This is a genomic window from Parasphingorhabdus marina DSM 22363, from assembly GCF_900128895.1.
GTDB classification, from domain to species: domain Bacteria; phylum Pseudomonadota; class Alphaproteobacteria; order Sphingomonadales; family Sphingomonadaceae; genus Parasphingorhabdus; species Parasphingorhabdus marina.
This window is the reverse complement of record NZ_FSQW01000002.1, coordinates 1,485,001-1,506,623: the sequence shown is the minus strand read 5'-3', so window position 1 is coordinate 1,506,623 and position 21,623 is coordinate 1,485,001. Positions and strand designations below refer to the sequence as shown.

The following is a 21,623-nucleotide window of genomic DNA, read 5'->3' as shown; positions in this document are numbered from 1 at the left end:
GAAATCAATCATGCCGGAACTCGATGGAGATGATGATGCTATACTCCTTCAGCCGTTGGGAAAGAAACCGGACCTACAGGCACCAGTATATTCGATCGTCAAACCTGTTGTCAGCCAGTCTCGACTTGATATCCACAATCACACCGCCTTTTCGGACCATTGACATGACGGACGATGGACTGAGGTTTATGGAGCGGTGGGGAACGGCATAGATCAGGCAGTCGAGATCTTTAAACTCTTCGATGCCACAAAGCTGAAGGCCATATTCATCCATTGCTTCTTCCGGATTGGCGTGTGGATCATGGATGAGGGGCTGGATCCCGTAGTCTCGCAACTCCGATACAATGTCGGGAACCTTGCTGTTTCTGAGATCGGGAACATCTTCTTTGAAAGTGAGGCCCAGAATACCAACCTTGCATTGCCTGACCGTGAAATCTTGTCTGACCATCAGCTTGACAGCTTTTTGCCCGATCATGGCCCCCATATCGTCATTGATCCGCCGTCCTGCCAGGATTATCTCCGGATTATATCCAAGTTTCTGGGCTGCGCTGGTCAGGTAGTAAGGATCGACACCAATGCAATGCCCCCCGACGAGGCCGGGTCTGAACGGCAGGAAGTTCCACTTTGTTCCGGCGGCTTCCAGCACGTCGCTCGTCTTGATCCCCATGCGATCAAATATCAGCGCAATCTCATTGATCAGTGCGATATTGATGTCACGCTGGGTATTCTCGATCACTTTTGCAGCTTCTGCAACCTTGATGGATGGGGCGACATGAAGGCCAGCCTCGACGATGGAACCGTAAACGTTCCTGAGCCGATCGAGGGTTGCATCATCATCGGCCGAAATAATCTTCACAATCGATGACAGCGTATTGACCTTGTCGCCGGGATTGATCCTTTCGGGACTGTAACCCAGCGAGAAATCCTTTCCCCGGTCAAGCTTTGAGAGCCGGGAGATAATGGGCGCACATATGTCGTCGGTCACACCCGGATAAACAGTTGATTCAAAGACAATCACCGTTCCTTTCCGGATTCTGGGCCCAATAAGGGCGCACGCATCACGGATAGGTGACAAATCTGGCCGGTTGTCGGCGTCAATGGGTGTCGGCACAGTGACAATGATGAAATTTGCGTCGCACAACACATCCGGATTATCACTGACTTTCAGTTTCGTGGCAGCCATTTCCCGGTCACTGATCTCCCCGGTCCAGTCATTTCCTTTTTTGAGATCTGCCACACGCTTTTTCGAAATATCAAACCCCGTGACATGGTCGAATTTTTTTGCCAGCCCGACAGCGACCGGCAACCCGACATATCCCAGTCCCAGCACAACGATTTTTTCCACTTTTCCCTCCAAGGACAGAATGGTATTTATGGACTCAACTTGTGATTTAACTGTCACATCCGGTAATATTCGCGATACCATTGAACGAACTTTTTGACGCCTTCACGATAATCCGTCGTTGGCTTGAAGCCGGTGAGATCGTGAAGAAGCCGGGAGCTCGCCCAGGTGGCTGGAACATCACCGGGCTGCATGTCCAGCATGTTCATTTTGGCTTTCCGGTCTGTTTCCGCTTCGATCGCCTGAATATAGTCGAGCAACCGCACTTTATCGGAATTCCCGATATTGACGATCCGGAAAGGAGCGACCGGCGACAGGCTGTCTCCTGCAATCTCCGACGTTCTGTTGTCCTGATCCGGCGGCGGAGTATCAATCAGTTTTGAGATTGCACTTACCAGGTCCTCCACATAGGTAAAATCCCGCCACATGTTGCCATGATTATAAACATCGATCTCGGTGTCTTCGAGTATGCCTTTGGTGAACTTGAACAACGCCATGTCCGGACGGCCCCAGGGGCCGTAAACCGTAAAGAAGCGGAACATCGTTACTGGCAGGTTCCAGAGATTTGCATAGCTGTGACCCATTGCCTCGTTGGCTTTTTTGGTCGCAGCATACATGGTGAGCGGTGTGTCGGTTTTTTCATCTTCCCTGAATGGCATGTTGCTATTGGCACCATATACGGATGATGTTGACGCCATCAGCAAATGGTCAACTTCAAGCTCGCGAGCGCAATCCATGACATTAAGCGTACCGACCACGTTGGCGTCGATATAGGCCCTTGGGTTTTCGATGCTGTAGCGAACGCCGGCCTGGGCGGCCAGATGCACGATTACATCCGGGTTTGCCTCGACGGCAATTTTCCGGAATGATTCGGTTTCTGTAATGTCTGCAATATGGCAAGTGAAATTATCATGCCGGGAAAGAATCTCATGACGCGCTTTCTTGATCTCCACATCATAATAGTCCGTTAGCGCATCTACACCGATCACCCTGCAGCCTTGCGCCAGCAACACTTGCGACAGGTGAAACCCGATAAAACCGGCAGAACCGGTAACAAGAACAACACGCACGACATACTCCCGCTTTTTTGGTGAAAGGGTCTGTAAACTTATATCCCGAGCAAGCCCAGTGGAATTATGAGCTTTTTGCGCTTTGCGGTCCTTTTCGAGGTTTGACGTTCCAATTGCCAAATTCGTTTTTGCACCGGGAGCGGTGAACGGGCAAGTTTTTCAGGCCAGTCCCCTCATCGGCGCATAGCTGACATCCGGGGCCGGACCGGAATAATCAATCTCGATGATATCACCCGGTGCGATGAAGTGAGTTTCCGGTGTGCGGTCCGAACCCTGCCAATTATCGCTGCCGCGGTGGTATGTTACGGTCAGACTTTTCCCGGACTGGATAATCACGGAAGCCCATGATCCGGTATCGTTCCGCCATCTCAGGGGAGATTGACGAGCACGCAGCCGCTTGCGCGTGTCATGGGGATAAACATGCCTTGCCTGATCGAGATCATAAATGTTGCTCCAAAAGGTCATGCTGCCTTCATCAAGCAAGCCTCCGTTACCGGTGTTCCAGGCATTGATCGAAACATCTTCAATTCGGCAACCTGTCGCACTTGCGTGCAATTGGATGGATTCATAGTATCCGCCGATCACACGGCAATTTCGACCCTGCAAAACCATCTTGTGGGATGAGTAGCAATTCGAATAACATGTTGAAATCCCGGCGTCACTGACGTCAGCAGACATCGCGTCCAGATTTTCAAATCCCACCGCCAGAAAGCTGTTGTATCGGCATTTCGGACTGACCAGCAGCCCATAAACGCTGCATGCCTCCGCTGATCCGCCGAGAAACAGATTCTGGTCGGCGCCGGTTAATCGGACCCCGATGGCGATGGTTTTTTTCTTTCGCCTGCCGCCACCTTCGAAATAGCAATTGGTAAAAGTATTGTTCGAACTGTTCCCCAGCGGCGTTAAAGCATTGATCCGCAATCCCTCCCGCGGAGGGCTGGCCATGGGTTGCCGGTTGAGGGAACACATGACCATGCTGAACTGATTCAGCGAACAGCCATCCATTTGCCAGGCGATTCCTGTTGTTCGGGAGCCTTCGCACAAATTGATGTCCGACAGGCAGGATCGGGAAAGAGCGATGGTTCTCAGGATAATGCTGGTGCGGGAATTGCCGCTAATCGTGAAGCCCGAAATTCTGACCCCGTTCCGGAAGCCTGATTCGGTGCCGATGGTCAGAGCCACGCCGCCCGCTGTACATTGCAAAATCGTATAGGCCGACCCCGCTCCGGTCCATCTTATGTCCTCGCTATCCAGACCTTCCAGACTGGTGAACAAATAACGACCAGCCGGAAAATAGAGCGGTTTTCCCGATGCAATGGCCGCATTCAGCGCGGATGTGTCATCGGTGTGGCCATCTCCCGTGGCCCCAAAATCCCTGACATTTGCATATGCGATCGCCCGCTGTGCGTCGGCCTGCAGTTCTGCAACTGCCTGCTCCGGATCGACGCCGGCCATATCGTTTGCCGACGGATTCGCGCCTCCCGGACCAGTCGCGAGGGCTGTTTTGGCATCGGCGACATTCCGGGCGGCCAGGATATAGGGAGCAGCTCCGACGCCAACGAGAGTAGTCAAGGTCCTCCGGCGCGTCTGGTTTGCGGGTCCGGCGGGCGGGTCATTTGCGTGTGCGGACAGGATTCTCCGGGACCTGTCAAGAAGCCATGTTAGCAGCCTGCGCATTGTTCGGCACCTTGTCCTGTGAAACGGCACTTTAGTTCCGGAAATTCCGGAATGCCAATGGATAAAGCGGCTTTATCCTTCGAATCGAACAGGTCGTCCAGTCAACTGGAAATGTGGCGTTTGCCCGGGACTTCTGATCTCAATCCGGCCCCGTCAGCCACCGCAATCAACCCCCGCCGCAAAGCGCTGCACCGCCGCGATCACCTCCGGCGTGATCCCTTCGCCGGTACGGATATTGATCCGCCGCTCGCCGGTCCGCTCCTGCTCCTGTTCCAGCCGCGCGCGCATGCGGTCGAGCTTGGCATCGATCCGCGCCCGGGTATCGCCGTATAGCGTCACCGCATCGACCTTCTCGCCGCGCCCGTCAAAGCCCATCCCCGCGCGCCATTCGTCCTGCGTCAGGATCTTGTCGGCGGTGCGATTGCCGATCCGCTGCCGCCCCGCGCCGTCACCGCCCATATCACCATGCTTGATCAGCAGCGCCAGCATCGCATCGCTCGGCTGGATCCGCCGCTCGACCTCCTCGCCCTTGCGGATAATCACCGTCTCGCGCCCGACCACCGCCCGCTCATGCGCCACCGCAATCAGCCCCCGCCGCGCATCGGCCAGCGCTTCATCCCAGGCGGCCCGAAACACCGCATCCCGCTTGCGCAGCCGATAGCCGGAAGCCGTCGACATCCCGATCGTCCGCGCCGCATCGGTCACACAGCCCGTCTGCCGCAACGTCGCCAGAAAGGTTTTCGTGCGGGCCGGCGTCCAGCCATCATGGCGGATCTTGCGATTGCCCGGATTGTAGGAGGGGATAAGGGGGTTTTTGGGTTTCTTCGCTGTCACCCGAGGGGTGTATCAGGGGGTGGGGGGTGTAGGAAAGGGGGGAGATTTATTCTAGTTAGATCAATAAAGATCTAGATAGATCGAAAAAGATCTGATACAGCGGCATCAGGAGAATGACCATGAGGCAAATTGAGGTCGATACTGACGTTTTCGCGAGTATCTGGGCACATCGTGCAGAAGGAGAGGAATCTGAGAATGATATTCTCAGAAGACTGCTTGTGCCATCCGCGCCTGGTGAGGAGGAATTTGCAAGGTGGAGAGATGATGTGCGTTCAGCTTTTCGGTGCCTCGATGGTGCGGTTGAACTGAAAAAGATCTACAAGAAAGTAAGAGATATCAGAGCCAAGAATGGGAGATCGCTTCCCCGGAACACCGAGGCGATTATCCGGCGGGAAATAGAGCAGAATAGCTCTGATTCAGATGCCTATTTGGGGCATAGGGATTGGTTCAAATCAGTTGGTGGCATTGGATCTGGGCTTTGGACTATTCGGAATTAGAGATTGCTGTTTGCAATCAAGGCCTGTTGCCTTTGTAGGCGGAAACTCATTGTTGGATATATTTTTTGAGTTTGATTGAAGGTACTATTAAAGAAGACATACAGAATACACATATATTCAACAGTATGTTTTTTGGCTCTAGTGTATTGGATGCATTTTAATAATGTGTCGATGTTTTTGGGAACACAGTTATGGACGCACTAAACTTCCATTTTCAGGGTGGATTGGCCGATTCAAATCGCATGGATTTTTATGAGGCTGCTAGGTTTCAATACGCTGCAGCTCGTCTTTCGGTGAAACTTGATCAATTCAGGAAAACAGGTCGTTTCTCCAAAAGAGTAACAGCAGCTTCTCGAACAAACATAGATTTGTTTCCATTTGAAAAGGGAAGCTTTAATCTCAATGTGGCGGCGTCAACATCCGAAGATGACGAAGCAAAAATAGATGTCCCGCTGACAGCACTTTGGACCTATATTATAGAACGGGTATTTCAGCCCATAGAAACCAGTGCAGCGCTAGATCTTATCGATGACAATGCGCTCCGCTCCGAGTTCTTTGAGTTGGTCGATCACAATATCTTCGACAGTAATGAAGCGATTGAGGTCCTTCGATCTCGTTTTGAGACAGATCGAGGATTGGAGCCTAGTGAGAACGAGTTGCTCGATAGATTAATATCTGAAGTTGAACGGCGAAGTTATCTCAAAAGTCACAGAGACTTGCTTGCGCAAATCACCCCAGACCAAGATGCTGCACTGGTGACAATGGCCACTCCACTCCTCAGCGAATTGGCTGTACCACTAAGACGTAGCGCAAAACTAGTGACAATTTCCACGATCGACGGGCTTGGCAAAAGGCCAATACTCACCGCCAACCAAGAGACTGCAAGTGCATTGGAATCAATCAGAATTGACAAAGAAGTAACTTCGATTGATGTTAATATTGTACAATACAACAAGGAAACAGGTTGGGGGAAGTTTCGGAATGTTTACTGGGAAGGTATTCCATCGTTCTCCGTTCCAGCTGATCGAAAAGATGATCTGAAATTCGATCTTCTATCGGCGATGCAGGAGGACAAAGTCAGTGTCGATGCTTACATTGTGCGGAGTACTTCTGGAGAGCCTCTTCGTCTCATAGTAGTTGATGTTAGCACCATTGATGAAATCGACGATTTGCTTTGAGTTTGAGGATGCCTTCGAACAACAAACAAAAAAATCGGCCAAGGGAAATCGGCCTTGTAGATAGCGTTTCTGACGCGCTTATTAGAGTGCAAAAACTGTCTGATGAATCAGATACGTTCAGTTGCTATCGAGGCCATGGCTCCATTTCTTGGACGGCAACTCCAAGCATATTTAGACAATCTCAGAGAATTTTGAGTTCCGAGTACACAATTGTGCGAGATCTGGTGTCGAGATACCCCGATCATTTTTTGCATGACAACACGATGTTTGACCGGCTTGTGCGGATGCAACATTTTGGATTGCCAACGCGGTTAATGGACGTGACCAGTAACCCGTTGGTGGGGCTTTATTTTGCTGTAACCGAGTGCGAAAATGAAGACGGCTCATTAATAATCTACAGAATTAGTGCTGACAGAAAAAAGTATTATGATAGCGATTCAGTGAGTTGTGTGTGTAACCTTGCAAATTTAAAAATGTCGGAAAAAGAGATACTTGAGAATACTACAGCATCCAATATTTCTGATTTTCATAAGCTACATCCGACTGATCGCTTGCTTCAGTTTATCCGGGAGGAAAAACCTCATTTTCAGGCCAGGATAAAAAAGGATGATCTTTTTCGACCCTACTATGTTGTCGCAAAGCAGAACAACGCCCGGATCATTGCTCAGAGTGGTGCGTTTCTGGCATTCGGTTTGAAACTGGAGGACAGTTCTGCATTTTCGAAAGAAATTTCCTCATACTCCATTCGTATACCTAAAAACGCCAAGAAAAAAATAAGGAATGAGCTGAGAGCAATCGGGATCGACGCAGGTACACTGTTTCCAGAGATTGATCGGGCAGCAGCACAAATAGTGGAAAACTATAAGTAGAAATCAAGGCGCTTGCTTATTGAGATCAAGCCCCGCAAGTATAACCGATTGCAACTCGCCGGAATCAAAACTTGTTACCGTCCAACGAACAAGGATCTCCAAACAGCTAAGCTTCACAGCTAGCAAGCCGAACTCACGCTAGTTTTGACTTTAGGTACTGTTGACGCAATACTTCCCATTGCCACTCCGCCCCTCATTCACTAAACCCTCACCCGCAGCGGGCCAATTCCCGCTGTGAGGCATAGTAACCTCATGATTGCACGCTCTGGTCGTTATAATAACGACCGGGTGGCCGTCACGCATGTCCAGGGTCCGCCTAAAGGTGGCGGCGCTTCATGCGTGCATGGGGTTACTATCACCCGGTTCGACCCTGCCGCGCCTCTTGCTTTAACAAAAGAGGTCGCACTCCATGCCGCGCAATCCCGCCCCCAATCCTGATCGCTATGAAATTCTCGTCCGCCGTCTGTGTGCGGTGGCCTTTGCCGGGCTGGGGCTATGGATGCTCTGGATGGTGGCGGCATGACCGGACCTCGGCGCGGCAGGCGGGCGCGGGTGGTTGAGGGGCTGGTCTTTGCGGTCTCGGTGGTGATCATCCTGTTGCTGGCGCGCGACTATGCGCGGTGGTTGTGGGCGCTGGTCCTTCGACTGTGCTCAGGATGAGCGGGGCTTCGCGGCTTCGCACGCATCTGTTGCGTGTCGTCGCTCTGGATCCCAGCCTGCGCTGGGATGAAATGGGGTAGGGTGGGGGCTGGGGATTTACCGGTGGTTCCGCTTTTCCTTCCCGTCATCCTGAACTCGTTTCAGGATCCATTGTGCCCCGATCACAGGTGGCGCGGGAGGAGGAATGGGCCCTGAAACGAGTTCAGGGTGACGGTTGGGGCGTTCAGGGTGACGGATTGGGGCGTTCAGGATGACGGGTTGGGGAGTTCGGGACGACGAACCGGGGCGGTGCTCCCGGTGACGGGCTATGGGTTCCAGCTGCGCGCCGGCCCTTCGTGCCTTCGCGGCTTCGCGTGAGTCTGTTCCGTACAGCCGCCCGGGATCCCAGCCTGCGCTGGGATGACATGGGGTGTGGACGAGCGGTCGGGTGTGGTTGCCTGAGATCCCAGCCTGCGCTGGGATGACGATTTCGACCCATGGAAGCCGCCAGCAACGAGAATCCCACAATAATTCCCGTCGCCACATTGCACCAGCCACGGTGCTGCGCTAAAGCGCTCCCGAACAATCGATTCACCTGCTTTAGCCTGATTGTCTCCCTTGCGGAGGCTTTCCCCAATCCGGCAAAAAGTACCACTTTTTGACGAAGGACCTTCCATGACCACCACCGGCAAAGACGCACTCGGCACGCGATCCACCCTTTCTGTCAACGGCACCGACTATGCCTATTATTCACTGGCAAAGGCCGCCGCGAAGCTCGGCAATATTGACCGGCTGCCCTACACGCTGAAAGTGCTGCTCGAGAATATGCTGCGCTTCGAGGATGGCGGTCACACGGTGGCGGCCGAGGATGCGCAGGCGGTGGTCGACTGGCAGAAGGATGCCCGCTCGGACAGCGAGATCCAGTACCGCCCGGCGCGCGTGCTGATGCAGGACTTTACCGGTGTTCCGGCTGTTGTTGATCTCGCGGCGATGCGCGACGGGATCAAGGCGCTGGGCGGTGACGCGGAAAAGATCAACCCGCAGGTGCCGGTGCATCTGGTGATCGACCACTCTGTCATGGTCGACGAATTCGGCACCCCGCAGGCGTTCGAAAACAACGTCGCGCTAGAATATCAGCGCAATATGGAGCGCTATGAATTCCTGAAATGGGGTTCCAAAGCGTTTGACAATTTTTCCGTCGTGCCGCCCGGAACCGGCATTTGCCATCAGGTGAATTTGGAGAATATCGCAAAAGCCGTCTGGTCGTCAAAGGATCAGAATGGCGATCTCACCGCCTATCCCGACACCTGTGTCGGTACCGATTCCCATACAACCATGATCAACGGGCTGGGCGTGCTCGGCTGGGGCGTTGGCGGGATCGAGGCGGAAGCCGCGATGCTGGGCCAGCCGGTGTCGATGCTGATCCCCGAAGTGGTCGGGTTCAAGCTGACCGGCAATCTCGCCGAGGGTATTACCGCGACGGACCTTGTTTTGACCTGTGTGCAGATGCTGCGCGAAATCGGCGTGGTCGGGCGCTTTGTGGAATTTTACGGGCCCGGCGTGGCGGCGCTGTCACTGGCTGATCGCGCGACGATCGCAAACATGGCGCCGGAATATGGCGCGACCTGCGGCTATTTCCCGATTGATGACAAGACGCTCGACTATCTGCGCCTGACCGGCCGCGACGAGCAGGATATTGCGCTGACCGAAGCCTATGCGAAAGAGCAGGGCTTCTGGCGTCATGATGACGAGGTCGAGGCGATCTACACCAAGACGCTCGAGCTCGACATGACCAGCGTTGTGCCGTCCCTGTCGGGGCCGAAGCTGCCCCAGCAGCGCGTGTCGATGGCCGATCTCGACGAGGGCTTCAACAGTGACATTACCGAAGTGTTCAACTCCGCCGACCCCGACAAGCGGGTGCCGGTCGAGGGTGCGGATCATGATCTCGGCCATGGCGACGTGACCATTGCCGCGATCACCTCGTGCACCAATACCTCCAACCCGAGCGTGCTGATCGCCGCCGGGCTGGTCGCGAAAAAGGCGCGCGAAAAGGGTCTGCAGCGCAAGCCCTGGGTGAAGAGCTCGCTCGCGCCGGGATCGCAGGTGGTGACCGATTATCTCGACAAGGCCGGGCTGTCCGATGATCTCGACTATCTCGGCTTCAACCTGGTCGGCTATGGCTGCACCACCTGTATCGGCAATAGTGGGCCTTTGCCGGCACCGATTTCGAAGGCGATCAATGACAATGATCTGGTCGCCGCCTCGGTGCTCTCGGGCAACCGGAATTTCGAGGGCCGCGTGTCGCAGGATGTGCGCGCCAATTATCTCGCGTCGCCGCCGCTGGTCGTGGCCTATGCGCTGAAAGGCACGGTGCGCGAGGACATGTATGAAACGCCGATCGGGCAGGGCAGCGATGGTGAAGATGTCTATCTGAAGGATATCTGGCCGACCAATGACGAGGTCAATGCGGCGATGGGCGGGGCGGTTTCGCGCGAGATGTTCGAGGGGCGCTATGCCAATGTCTATGACGGCGATGCCGCGTGGCAGGATATCGATGTGACCGGCGGCGACACCTATAGCTGGCGCGCCGGATCGACCTATGTCCAGAACCCGCCCTATTTCGAGGGCATGGAGATGACCCCAGCGCCTGTTGGAGATATTATCGATGCCAAGACATTGGCATTATTGGGAGATTCCATCACAACCGACCATATCTCCCCCGCTGGCGCGATCAAGGAAGACAGCCCCGCAGGCGAATATCTCCGCGACCACCAGGTCTCCAAACAGGACTTCAACTCCTACGGCAGCCGCCGCGGAAACCACGAAGTCATGATGAGGGGGACATTTGCAAATATACGCATCAAGAACCTGATGGCCGACGGAAAAGAAGGTGGCTACACCAAATATAATGGTGAGATCATGCCGATCTACGACGCCGCGATGCGTCACAAGGCGGATGGCAATGACCTGGTCGTCATCGGCGGTGAGCAATATGGCACCGGTTCGTCCCGGGATTGGGCCGCGAAAGGCACCAACCTGCTCGGCGTCAAGGCGGTGATTGTGGAAAGCTATGAGCGCATCCACCGTTCGAACCTGATCGGCATGGGCGTTCTGCCACTGCAATTTGCCGAGGGCGTCGACCGCAACACGCTGAGCCTCGACGGCACCGAGACATTTACGATCAAGGGTGTCGCCAGCCTCGATCCGCGTCAGGAAGTCGAAGTCGAAATGACCCGTGCCGACGGGACAACATCGACCTTCATGACCGACTGCCGGATCGATACCGCCAATGAAATGGAATATTTCCTCAACGGCGGCATCCTGCACTATGTGCTGCGGAACCTGGCGGGGTAGAACCGGCTGAAATTATGTGCATAGTCGGGGCACAGGAGAGAAGCCCATGCCCCGACTGCGCGAGATTCCGCGATCTGAAGTGACTGATGAATATGTGCTGGCGCTTTACGGCACATTGTTCGGAGACCGTGATCCGGTGACCGAGCCGGGAACCGCGACCGGCACGCCGGGCAACTGGTGGACAGTTTTTGCGCAGGTGCCAGATGCGTTCAGGCACACAACAGAGGGGTTCGGTTTTTACCGCTCGCCCAATCGACAGCTCGATCCGAAGCTTCGCGAACTGGGGCAGATCCGCGCAGGCTATGCGGTGGGCTCGCAATTTGTCTATTCACAGCACAGCAAGGCGATGCGCTTCGAGGGATATTCGGAAGAACAGGTCAAAGCCATTCCGAACTGGTCCACCGCTGCTTGCTTCAGTGAGGTCGAGCGCGCGGTGCTGGCCTATACCGATTGCCTGGTACTGGAACGGGGCCGGGTGCCGGACGGGGTGTTTGAACTGCTGAAGAAGCATCTGAGTGAAGTCGAGATCCTCGAACTCACTTACATCACTTGCACCTACATGATGCACGCGGTGATGAGCCGGGCGCTGAAACTGGAATTTGACGATGTCGCGGAGCGCGTGGTTGAAGTGCCCGCGCCGGAAGGGGCGACCGCCGATGTCATGGGCATGGTCGACAAGCGAAAGGATGCCGACAAATGAGTTACCACCATCTCGCGCTGGCCGCGAAAGACATGAAGGCGATCCATGCCTTTTACGAAGACATTATGGGGTTCGAGCTGGTGAAGGTGGAAATCGCACCGGTCATGGGCGGCGGCTGGGGCAAACATTTCTTTTATCGCATGAATGGCGACGACAGCCGGTTTATCGCATTCTGGGAGCTGAATGACACGCCGGGTGAGGGGACATATGCCTTCGATCTCAATGAGGCTGCCGGCACCCCGCAAGGGACCAACCATTACAGTTTCTCGGTTGATAGCCAGCAGGAACTGGATGAGTGGCGGGCCAAATGGAATGCCGCCGATCTGGACGTGCTGGAAATTGATCATAACTGGTGCCGGTCGATCTACACCCGTGATCCGAACGGGAACATGGTGGAATTCTGCCTGACCACGGGCAGTTTTTCCGACGATGACCGGGCGCGGGCGATTGCCGCGCTGGATGAAAGGGAAATGCATGCTTCCCCGCCACCGGCGATGATGAAGCAGTGGCTGGCCAAAGACGCCTAGAGCATTCTGCCGAGAGCAACCGCCCCGGCGATCAGCAGCAACACCAGGACAAATCCGCGCCAGACGGGTTCTGATATCGCCCCGAAAAAGCGTGATCCGAAATGGTTGCCGATGACCATCAGCGGGCAGGTCAGGGCAGTCAGGATCAGGGCCTGTTCGTCGATCATCCCGCGCCACCAGGCTGCAACGGTTCCGGCAATCGCGGTGACGAAAAAGATCAGCATCATTGAGCTGCGGGAGACAGCCGGCGCCACCTGATCCCGAACGAAATGCAGGATCACGGGCGGGCCGGGAATCGCGGCAAAGCCGTTCAGAAGGCCGGACGAGCTTCCGACAAGCAGCAAACGCAGCGGACTGTTGTTCATCACAGGCGCGCGCTTCAGCATGAACAGGAAGAAGCTGCCCAGAGCGATAGCCGTGATCAGCAGCCGGGCGATATCGGCACTGACCATGTCGAGCAGCCACAGGCCAAGCGGTGTGGTGACGCAGGCGAAGGCCGAAATTTTAAAAATGAGTGCTTTGTCGGCAATCCGCAGATTCTGCCGGATTCCGATCGGACCCATCAGCAATTGCATCAATATCGCCATGATCACAGCGACCTGTGGGGTAGCAACCAGACCGACAAAAGGAACCGCGAGTATTGCGTAGCCGAAGCCGGTCAGGCCGCGGAAAAAGGACGCTCCGCCGACGGCACAGCATACCAGCAGGAAAGAGAGCAGCGACATGTCCGCATGGGACTGGAACCACGTGTCGATTGCGAACATCATGGCGGCTCATCGCCGAATTCGCGGGATCAGGCAATATGAAACGGAGCCGGTCATTTTTTGAGTGCACATTATCGCCTGAATTCTGGCGATTTTGACTGGTCCGCAACCGTGTTGCGAACCTCCCGAAGGCCGCCGACGTGTAACCCAACCGGCCGCTGCGGCGAATGACCAGTTGTTCCTATCCCCCAAGGAGACAAGTAATGATCAGGTTTTCATCCCTCGCTTTAGCTGGTCTTGTTGCGCTCGCCGCATTCGCTCCGGCTCAGGCTGCCAATATCTCAATAACCGGGCCGGGTCCCGTTGGTGCATCGCCCATCAGCCCTCTGATTTCGGGCGACACGCTGGCCGGGAAAGCCGAAAACCGCGGCCATGTCCGTTCGCGTGGCTTTGGCCGCAGCAGATTTGGTCACCGCGGGTTTCGGTCGCATCGCGGCTTTGGTCTGCACCGCAACAGCCATCGCGGTCTCTCTGGTTTCAAGCACAAGACATTCCGGAAACATCACCGCGGATTGGACCGGCATTTCCGGAGCAAATTCAAACATCACGGCAAATACGGGCATTCCCGTTTCAATCGGGACAATGTTTTCCGCCACCGCTAGACCGGCGGAAAAGACCCTCACATTCCCGTGAGTGGAGGGTCGCAGGGTCAGGCGGTGTGTCGGAAGACAGGCCGCCTGATTCTTTTTGCGTCAGGAATCTTTCTGAACCGGTCGTTCATCGAAGAGCAAATCGGTCTCGCCTATCTCTCATGGTGGAAGGGAGAATATTACATGCGACATGTTTTCGGCCTGGCTCTGGCGCTGATGGTTATCGCACTGGCCCCGGTTCATGCGGAGGAGGTGCAGGTTCCGGCCAACCCCCAGGTGGACTATCGCGGTTTCGTTGAAATGGCAGCCGGGCTGCAGGATTATCGCAGCAAGCGCCTTGTCGATCTCGCGACATTCCGCCAGCTGGCCGCACAGCCTGACGCGATCATTCTCGACACACGATCCGCTGCCGCCTTTCAGACGGGACATATATCGGGGGCAGTGAACCTGCCCTTTTCGGATTTCACAGAGGAGAAACTGGCAGAGGTCATCGGCGACAAAAATCGCCCGATCCTGATCTACTGCAACAACAATTTTTCGGACAATATGCGCCCGGTCCGGCTAAAATCTGCGCCGCTCGCACTCAATATCCCGACCTTCATCAACCTCCATGGTTATGGATATGAGAATATCCATGAACTGGCGGATGTGGTCAGTATCCGGGATCCGGACCTGGCGTGGAAAAGCGCGGCAGTATTTGCGCCCCGATAAACCGGATTACCCGACGACGTGCAGGGCCTTGCCGTCCATGGCGCGCTGGGACGCATTGGCATTCAGCCCGGTCAGGATTGTCCCGATCACCTGGCGCAACCGGTCTTCGGTGGCGAGGTGCATCATCTGCATCATCAGCTTGGGATTGCAGAAGGGCTGCATCATGGTGTTGACCAGAGACACCACGGCATCGAGCTCTAGTCCCTTGAAGTAACCGGCCTCCATCGCTTCGGCGAGGATCGTGGCCATATAATGGTCAGCGAGGTCGACATAGCCCTTGATGACTTCAAAATGCTCGTCGCCCAGCTCCATATAAGATGCAAACAGCTCGGGATCTTCTTCAAACCGGGCACGCTTGATTTCCAGCCGCCGGGCGAAAAAGGCGAACAGCTTTTCCTCCACCGGCATGTCGGCATCGACAAGCTCGCGCATGATCACTTCGAGATCGGCAAACCATTCCCCCGCCATGGCTTCGGCGAGGGCATCCTTGCTTTCGAAAAACCGGTAGAGGTTGGATTGTGACATTCCGGCCGCTGCGGCGAGATCGGTCATGGTAAAGCTGATCGCGCCCTTGTCCTGAATGATCTGGTCGGCCGCTTCCATGATCTGCTGTCGCTTGGCTTCCATGTCGGTTTCGGGACGGGGCATGAGGGAGTCTCCTGGGGGAATTCACGGCGGCACCATAGCCGCTGCGCTCTATATAGTTGATACGGTTTTCTGATAAAAGAGGAAATTGTTCATTTTTCAATTACCCGGCAGGTAATATTTTTCGTTTCACGCGCTGATCTGAATGGTTACAACAGCTTATGACCGACCCAAGGGCATCTGCGCCTGATCAGGAAAAACGGCTGGATCAGGAGAAAATGGAGGCGAAGCGCCGTTCGGGCATGTTTTCGCCGATCAGCGGCAGCTACCGGCTGCTCCGGCGCTGGTGGCGCATGGCGGTCCAGGCGGAAGTCGACCAGCCGGCGGTAATTGAAAAAATCAAGGCCGACTGCAGCTTCACGCCGCGCTATTCCTTTCTGATATGCATGTCGGCTGGCATAGCCATTCTTGGCCTGTTGCTGTCCTCACCGGCGGTGGTCATCGGGGCGATGCTGCTGTCACCGCTCATGTATCCGATCATGGGCGCCGGATTTGCATCGGCAACCGGCGATTCTGCATGGCTGAAAGACACCGGCTGGGCGCTGTTTCTCGGGACCATCATCGCAGTCCTGTTTTCCGCCTTTGTCGTGCTGCTGTCACCGCTGCAAACCGTGACTCCGGAGATTGCCTCGCGCACCCGGCCCAATCTGTTTGATCTCGCGGTCGCCCTGTTTTCCGGACTGGCGGGAGCCTATGCAATGATCCGGGGTGGAATGGGCACGATCGTGGGTGTTGCCATAGCGACGGCCCTGATGCCGCCACTGGCCGTGGTCGGTTTTGGGCTGGCCACCGCAAACTGGGCGGTCTTTGGCGGCTCGCTGCTGCTCTATTTCACCAACCTGATGACCATCGCGCTGACCGCAACGGTCATGGCCTGGCTCTACGGCTTCCGGTCCTATCTGTCGGAACGGCAAACCCAGTTTCAGATTTTCGCAATGGTGGTGGTTTTTGTTGGCCTCGCCATTCCGCTCGGGATCTCGCTGGTCCGGATCGGCCATGAAGCGAATATTTCCCGTTCGGCCAATGGCTATATCAAGGACCAGTTCGGTCCACGGGCCCGGGTTTCCCAGATTGATATCGATTTCAACGCCTCGCCAGTCCAGGTCAACGCTTCGGTGTTCACTCCCGTCATCAACCCCGGTGCGTCGGAGCAAAGCTCGCGAGTGCTCAGCCGGGCGTTCCGGGAGACCATCGAAGTGCAGATCGAACAATATCGGGTCGAAACAGGCGATGATGCGGCAAAAGCTGCCCTGGCAGCGGTCCGGGCGAAGGAACAGCAACAGGCCGTCGAGACGCAGGTCGCGCGGCTGCGGGACAATCTTGCGCTGATTGCCGGAGTGGGTCCGGATGACGTGGTGGTGGACAGCGCCAAACGCCGGGCCATCGTCATGGCGAAGCCGTTACCCGGAGCGTCGCTCCAGACCTATCGGGCACTGGAACAGCGCATGGTGAGCCAGATGCCGGACTGGGCGATCAATATCCAGCCGCCGCCAACAACGCTGCCAGAACTGGTCGTGGCGGAAGGGGAGCTCACCAGCGCATCCAAAGCCAAAATGGAGTTGATCAGCTGGGCTGCATTGCGCAGCCCCATGACCATGTCGATGAGCGGGGCCCAGGCCGACCTGGATGTGGTGGCGACCGAGATGGCGAAGCAAAACCTGTTTTTTTCCAGTAACAAAGTGGATGAAGAATCCCGCGGCCGCGTGCGGTTTGTCTGGATGATGCCGGAATCGGGCGAACAGGAAACCGAATAGCGTTTAAGCTACATTCACTTTCGGCTCGATAGACCGGTCTGTACGAACGATGGAGAGAGAAAACATGCGGCTTCTAGCTTTTACCGGACTGGCCCTGGTGCTGGCCACCACACCGGCTGTCAGCCAGTCATCCGGACCGGGTGACATATCGGTGACGATCTACAACAACAATCTGGCCCTGGTCCAGGATACTCGCCGTCTGAACATCCCGTCCGGACGCTCGGTACAGACCTTCCCGGGAGTATCAGGTCAGATCCGGGCCGAAACGGTTGGGTTCAGCGCAGCCAATGCCGGAATTGTCGAGCAGAATTTCGACTATGACCTGCTGTCGCCGGCGAAGCTGATGGAAAAGGCCGTGGGCGAAACCGTGACCATCGTCCGGATCAATCCTGCCACCGGTCAGGAAAAGCGGGAACGTGCCAAGGTGCTCGCGGCCAATGGCGGTGTCGTTCTGCAAATCGGCAGCCGGATCGAAGTGCTGCGCGATGACCGGCTTCCCACGCGCGTCATATTTGACAAGGTCCCCAGCAATTTGCGGGCGCGTCCAACCCTGTCGGTCACGCTCAACAGCTCACGCGGCGGGGTCCGTCCGGCGCAACTGAGCTATCTGACCAGCGGCATGGGCTGGAAAGCCGACTATGTGGCCTTGTTTGACGAAAATGCCGGGCGCATGGATGTGCAAGGCTGGGTCACACTGACCAACAATACCGGCACGACTTTTGACAATGCCAAAACCCTGCTGGTCGCCGGCACGCCGAGTGTGAACGGGCAACGGAGAAACAACCGCCGCAACAATATCCGGCGCGCTGGCACCGAGTCTGCCAATCGCGAATCTCTGGGGGACTTCTATCTGTATCCGCTGGCTGCCCGGACGACGATTGCCAATGCCCAGACCAAGCAGGTCAGCTTTCTCGACGTCACCGGTGCGCCCGCACAAAAGGCCTATGAATATACCAATCGCTGGCTGGGTACGCAGAGTGAAGCACAGAGCGCCAACACCGTGTTGCAGTTCAGTTCGTCCAGCGACGGCGGCCTGGGCGATGCGCTGCCTGCCGGAACTGTGCGCGTCTACATGAAGGATGCGTCAGGCCAGCCGCAATTTATTGGCGAGAACAGCATTGGCCATACGCCCATGGGTTCAGAGCTGGGTCTGAAAACCGGAGAAGCCTTCGACGTGAAGGTGAAGCCCACGGTGACCGAGCGGCGGCGGCTGTCTTCCCGCAAATGGCGAACGACCATGAGCTATGAGCTCAGCAATGCGCGGCCGGCACCGGTCACGATTTCCCTGATCCAGGACGGGCTCGACTTTTACTGGAGCGACACCCGGATTGTCAGCGAAAGCATGGCCAGCGAACGGCGTTCCTCGAACAGTATCGCCTGGAAGGTCCCGGTCCCGGCCAATGGCCGCGCAACCGTGACCGCCACGTTCGAGACGCGGTTTTGATATCATGTTGAGACGAACGCTGATCGCGTTCCTGGTGACCGGCCTGATCGCCGGCTGGGCTGGCAGTGCGGCCGCGCAGTCCGTTGCCGGGTTGCAGACCGTGATTTCCGACGGTCCGTCGGCGGTATCCGTGACAGTATATCGCAACCCGCAGCGATCTTCCGGCACCGTGATGAATCTTCAGTATCTGGGGGGATATGCGCTGGTAACGGAACAGCGAACCGTCAATCTCCCCGCAGGAGAGGTGGAACTCCGGTTTGAAGGCGTGGCTGGCGGGATCATCCCACAGTCGGCAATTGTCACCGGACTGGCCGACGGCGTCATCGAGAAGAACCGGAATGCGGCCCTGTTGTCACCCTCCGCCTTGCTCAACGGACATCTGGGGCGCGGCGTGACCATCCGCCGGACCAATGTCGCTAGCGGCAAAACGGAAGAATTTGATGCCATGATCCGGACCGATGCCAGTGCCGGTGTGGTGATCCAGACAGCAGATGGCTTCGAGGCCCTGCGGTGCAGCGGGCTCAATGATGCTATTATCTATCCTGCCATTCCCGAGGGACTGTCTGCGAAGCCGACCCTCTCTGTGAAAAGCCGGATCACGGAGGCCACGCGGGCGACGGTGACCTTGTCCTATCTGGCCACCGGCTTTGACTGGGAAGCCAGTTATGTGGCCGATATCGCCGATGACGGCCAGACGCTGAACCTGTTTTCCTGGGTGACGCTGGCGAACAGCGATGAAACAAGCTTCCTCAATGCCCAGGCCCAGACCGTCGCCGGGCAGCCCAACAAGGAGCGGGACGATATCGCGCCGATAAGCGGTGGTTCCATATCCCTGCGATGCTGGCCCCAGGCGACAACGAGCGACATTGCCTTGCGCAACCGGGCCGCACTGGGTCGGCTGAATTCCTGGAGAACGGACGAGCAGGATGTCATCACTGTTACCGCATCGAAAAGGAGCGGTGCCCTGATGGAAATGGCAGCCCCGCTGGCGATCACGGCGCAACAGGAGGAACTGGGTGATCTGAAGCTTTACCGCATTCCGGTGCCGGTGACGATTGCCTCCCAGAGTCAGAAACAGGTTGCGATGTTCGAAAAAGAGCAGGTGCAGTTTGTTCAGATATACAAGGCCGAACTGAGGGCGTCCGCTTCTTATGACTCGCCGGTCGGGCTTTCGACCGTGTTGCGGATGCAGAATCGCAAGCGCGACGGGCTGGGTCTGGCGATGCCCGCAGGGCGTCTGGTGGCTTTTCGCGAAGCTGGCGGTGCTCGGCTGATGCTGGGCGAAGGCAGCGTGGACGACAAGGCGATTGGCGAGGAGGTCGATATCACCATCAATCGCAGCCCGCTGGTGCGCTACACATTGAGTACAGTCGATGATGTCGATGTTGAAAGCCGCAGCTACGCGGACAAGCAAGTGACTATCACCAATGCGTCTCCCCGCGCCGCGAAGGTTGAGGTGAAGATCCGGCGGTACGATACAGAAAGAATCACACGAGCCAGTGAGAAGCTGGGGCGCAAGGACGGCAGCGATTTGTGGTCGGTGACGGTTCCCGCCAATGGCGAGCGAACCCTTTCGTTCAGGCTGAACCGCCGCCGGTAGCGTCAAGATAGCGGGTTTTTGATTCTTCGGGGATCGGTCGGGGCTGGTGGTTCTCGTCCAGCGCGACAAATGTGAAAAGCCCGCTTGTCACCGGAACCCATTCTTCCCCGAGATTTCGCGAAGCAATCACATCCAGCCGGATCGCGATCGATGTGCGCCCGATTCTTTCGACCCGCGCGTAAACCGAGATCAGATCGCGCTGCAGGATCGGTGCAATAAACTCCATCGCTTCAATCGCGACAGTAGCAGTGGAGCCCTGCGCGACCCGGGCGGCCATGATGCCGCCCGCCGTGTCCATCTGCGACAGGACCCAGCCACCGAAAATATGACCATTATTGTTGAGATCACGCGGGCGCGGCGCAACCCGCAGGACCGGCTGCATCTTGCGCAGGGTCTGGACGTCGTCTTCACTCATCGGGAGTCAGCGAACTGGAAACCGGATCGTCTATGCATTCGTCATGCCCGGTCCCGCTGGACATGAACACCAGCCCCATCAAGGCAGAGGTGAGCAGCAGCGCGAAGGCAACGCCACCGGCTGCGGCGATATACATGTGGATGGAAACAAGACCGTGGAGGTAAAAAAGGATGCCCAAAGCCACGATCACACAGAGCAAGGTGAGCAGGCTCATCCAGCGCATCAGCCTCCAGTAACGTGACCAGGCGATGCTTGCGTTGAGGGGGTCGTCAAGCTGTGAGGGTCCGGGCAATTTCCATACTCCGTTGTTATGGGTCACTAAGTGAACCCGATTGCGATGCGCTTCAAGTCCAACTTGCCGATAAAATGTGCTACATTGCGGAAAAGATCAGAGAATCATTTGGGAAGGAGAGGGGCCAAAATGACAATAAAGACAATTCTGGATGGCCGGAGCGGAGATATTTTCAGTTGTACCGCTGACATGAGCGTGTCGGACGCGGTTGCGATACTCGCGGAAAAACGGATTGGCGCCTTGCCCGTGCTGGATGGCGATCGTGTGGCCGGAATTTTCTCCGAGCGCGATGTGCTGCACTGTGTCCGGGAATTCGGAGCCGCCGCCATGGTCAAGCCGGTTGCTGACGTGATGACCGCCGACGTGATTGCCGTGGATACCTCCAAAAGTGCCATCGGTGCGCTGTCGCTCATGACCAAGCGCCGGATTCGTCATCTGCCGGTGGTCGAGGACGGCCAGCTGGTCGGCTTTGTCTCTATCGGCGATCTTGTCAAATATCGGATTGACAAGATCGAGAGCGAAGCGGCAGCTATGCGGGACTATATCAACTCCGCCTGATCCCGGCGGATGCGAAAAAGGTCGCGCTGCGATCCTTTACGGCGCGGGCCCGATCCGAAGCATCGGGAAAGGCGTCGCGATAGAATTTCGAGCGGACTTCGAGGCTGAGCGGGATGTCGGCGGGCAGGGCGCGCAATATGTTCTGCACCGGCAATTCCCCTTC

22 protein-coding genes (1 of these 22 running past the window's edge) are annotated in these 21,623 nt (G+C 56.3%); 12 read left to right on the top strand and 10 right to left on the bottom strand.

Going from position 1 to position 21,623, the window contains the following annotated elements; translation table 11 throughout:
- Positions 1-73: 73 nt before the first annotated feature.
- From BUQ90_RS17010 to BUQ90_RS16995, 4 genes are all read right to left on the bottom strand, one after another.
- The gene (locus tag BUQ90_RS17010; RefSeq protein WP_074206264.1) at positions 74-1,345 is read right to left on the bottom strand and encodes a nucleotide sugar dehydrogenase; all 1,272 of its coding nucleotides are present in this window, start codon (positions 1,343-1,345) and stop codon (positions 74-76) included.
- Positions 1,346-1,398: 53 nt separating this feature from the next.
- Complete coding sequence (locus tag BUQ90_RS17005) at positions 1,399-2,412, bottom strand: SDR family NAD(P)-dependent oxidoreductase (protein ID WP_074206263.1); 1,014 nt, start codon at positions 2,410-2,412, stop codon at positions 1,399-1,401.
- Between the two features lie 159 nt (positions 2,413-2,571).
- On the bottom strand, positions 2,572-3,984 hold the full coding sequence (locus tag BUQ90_RS17000; protein WP_074206262.1) for a glycosyl hydrolase family 28-related protein: 1,413 nt from the start codon (positions 3,982-3,984) through the stop codon (positions 2,572-2,574).
- Positions 3,985-4,242: 258 nt separating this feature from the next.
- Positions 4,243-4,923 (bottom strand): hypothetical protein, encoded by a 681-nt coding sequence (locus BUQ90_RS16995; protein WP_074206261.1) that lies wholly within the window; start codon positions 4,921-4,923, stop codon positions 4,243-4,245.
- A 119-nt stretch (positions 4,924-5,042) separates the two neighbouring features.
- Between BUQ90_RS16995 and BUQ90_RS16990 the strand changes: the two genes are divergently transcribed.
- From BUQ90_RS16990 to BUQ90_RS16965, 7 genes are all read left to right on the top strand, one after another.
- The gene (locus BUQ90_RS16990) at positions 5,043-5,420 is read left to right on the top strand and encodes a hypothetical protein (protein WP_074206260.1); all 378 of its coding nucleotides are present in this window, start codon (positions 5,043-5,045) and stop codon (positions 5,418-5,420) included.
- Between the two features lie 191 nt (positions 5,421-5,611).
- A complete protein-coding gene (locus tag BUQ90_RS16985; RefSeq protein ID WP_074206259.1) occupies positions 5,612-6,598 on the top strand; it encodes a hypothetical protein in 987 nt (328 codons plus the stop codon).
- Between the two features lie 8 nt (positions 6,599-6,606).
- Positions 6,607-7,467 carry an FRG domain-containing protein gene (locus BUQ90_RS16980; protein WP_074206258.1) on the top strand — a complete coding sequence of 287 codons (861 nt, stop codon included), beginning with the start codon at positions 6,607-6,609 and terminating at the stop codon, positions 7,465-7,467.
- A 519-nt stretch (positions 7,468-7,986) separates the two neighbouring features.
- Positions 7,987-8,127, top strand: coding sequence for a hypothetical protein (locus tag BUQ90_RS17725; protein ID WP_159437132.1), 141 nt, complete (start codon positions 7,987-7,989; stop codon positions 8,125-8,127).
- A 654-nt stretch (positions 8,128-8,781) separates the two neighbouring features.
- The gene (gene acnA / locus BUQ90_RS16975; RefSeq protein WP_074206257.1) at positions 8,782-11,460 is read left to right on the top strand and encodes an aconitate hydratase AcnA; all 2,679 of its coding nucleotides are present in this window, start codon (positions 8,782-8,784) and stop codon (positions 11,458-11,460) included.
- Between the two features lie 46 nt (positions 11,461-11,506).
- Entirely contained in the window at positions 11,507-12,160 is a 654-nt protein-coding gene (locus BUQ90_RS16970; protein ID WP_074206256.1) for a carboxymuconolactone decarboxylase family protein, read from the top strand.
- A complete protein-coding gene (locus BUQ90_RS16965) occupies positions 12,157-12,687 on the top strand; it encodes a VOC family protein (RefSeq protein ID WP_074206255.1) in 531 nt (176 codons plus the stop codon). The genes BUQ90_RS16970 and BUQ90_RS16965 overlap by 4 nt, the downstream gene beginning before the upstream one ends.
- Here the strand turns inward: BUQ90_RS16965 and BUQ90_RS16960 are convergent.
- Together BUQ90_RS16960 and BUQ90_RS16955 are read right to left on the bottom strand one after the other, a co-directional pair.
- A complete protein-coding gene (locus BUQ90_RS16960) occupies positions 12,684-13,454 on the bottom strand; it encodes a sulfite exporter TauE/SafE family protein (protein WP_074206254.1) in 771 nt (256 codons plus the stop codon). The two genes, BUQ90_RS16965 and BUQ90_RS16960, sit on opposite strands and share 4 nt — an antisense overlap.
- Positions 13,455-13,732: 278 nt before the next feature.
- Positions 13,733-14,014: a hypothetical protein gene (locus BUQ90_RS16955; protein ID WP_074206253.1), complete on the bottom strand. Its 282-nt coding sequence runs from the start codon at positions 14,012-14,014 to the stop codon at positions 13,733-13,735.
- A 93-nt stretch (positions 14,015-14,107) separates the two neighbouring features.
- On the opposite strand from BUQ90_RS16955, the gene BUQ90_RS16950 reads away from it, so the two are divergent.
- On the top strand, positions 14,108-14,752 hold the full coding sequence (locus tag BUQ90_RS16950; RefSeq protein ID WP_204244812.1) for a rhodanese-like domain-containing protein: 645 nt from the start codon (positions 14,108-14,110) through the stop codon (positions 14,750-14,752).
- A 6-nt stretch (positions 14,753-14,758) separates the two neighbouring features.
- Here the strand turns inward: BUQ90_RS16950 and BUQ90_RS16945 are convergent, their stop codons facing one another.
- On the bottom strand, positions 14,759-15,400 hold the full coding sequence (locus tag BUQ90_RS16945; protein WP_074206252.1) for a TetR/AcrR family transcriptional regulator: 642 nt from the start codon (positions 15,398-15,400) through the stop codon (positions 14,759-14,761).
- Positions 15,401-15,558: 158 nt separating this feature from the next.
- Here BUQ90_RS16945 and BUQ90_RS16940 point away from each other — a divergent pair, with 158 nt between their 5' ends.
- From BUQ90_RS16940 to BUQ90_RS16930, 3 genes are all read left to right on the top strand, one after another.
- A complete protein-coding gene (locus BUQ90_RS16940) occupies positions 15,559-17,151 on the top strand; it encodes a DUF389 domain-containing protein (protein WP_239447459.1) in 1,593 nt (530 codons plus the stop codon).
- Between the two features lie 64 nt (positions 17,152-17,215).
- On the top strand, positions 17,216-18,595 hold the full coding sequence (locus tag BUQ90_RS16935; RefSeq protein WP_074206251.1) for a DUF4139 domain-containing protein: 1,380 nt from the start codon (positions 17,216-17,218) through the stop codon (positions 18,593-18,595).
- Between the two features lie 4 nt (positions 18,596-18,599).
- Positions 18,600-20,195: a DUF4139 domain-containing protein gene (locus tag BUQ90_RS16930; RefSeq protein ID WP_074206250.1), complete on the top strand. Its 1,596-nt coding sequence runs from the start codon at positions 18,600-18,602 to the stop codon at positions 20,193-20,195.
- Here the strand turns inward: BUQ90_RS16930 and BUQ90_RS16925 are convergent.
- Both BUQ90_RS16925 and BUQ90_RS16920 read right to left on the bottom strand, forming a co-directional pair.
- Positions 20,173-20,610 (bottom strand): acyl-CoA thioesterase, encoded by a 438-nt coding sequence (locus tag BUQ90_RS16925; protein WP_074206249.1) that lies wholly within the window; start codon positions 20,608-20,610, stop codon positions 20,173-20,175. The two genes, BUQ90_RS16930 and BUQ90_RS16925, sit on opposite strands and share 23 nt — an antisense overlap.
- On the bottom strand, positions 20,603-20,902 hold the full coding sequence (locus BUQ90_RS16920) for a hypothetical protein (RefSeq protein WP_074206248.1): 300 nt from the start codon (positions 20,900-20,902) through the stop codon (positions 20,603-20,605). Before BUQ90_RS16920 ends, BUQ90_RS16925 begins: the two co-directional genes overlap by 8 nt.
- A gap of 129 nt (positions 20,903-21,031) precedes the next feature.
- Between BUQ90_RS16920 and BUQ90_RS16915 the strand changes: the two genes are divergently transcribed.
- Positions 21,032-21,460 (top strand): CBS domain-containing protein, encoded by a 429-nt coding sequence (locus BUQ90_RS16915; protein ID WP_074206247.1) that lies wholly within the window; start codon positions 21,032-21,034, stop codon positions 21,458-21,460.
- Here the strand turns inward: BUQ90_RS16915 and BUQ90_RS16910 are convergent.
- Positions 21,447-21,623, bottom strand: partial view of a sugar phosphate isomerase/epimerase family protein gene (locus BUQ90_RS16910; protein WP_074206525.1) — the 3' end only. 627 nt of this gene lie beyond the right edge of the window; only the last 177 of its 804 coding nucleotides appear in the window; the start codon falls outside the window, past its right edge; the stop codon is at positions 21,447-21,449. The genes BUQ90_RS16915 and BUQ90_RS16910 overlap by 14 nt on opposite strands.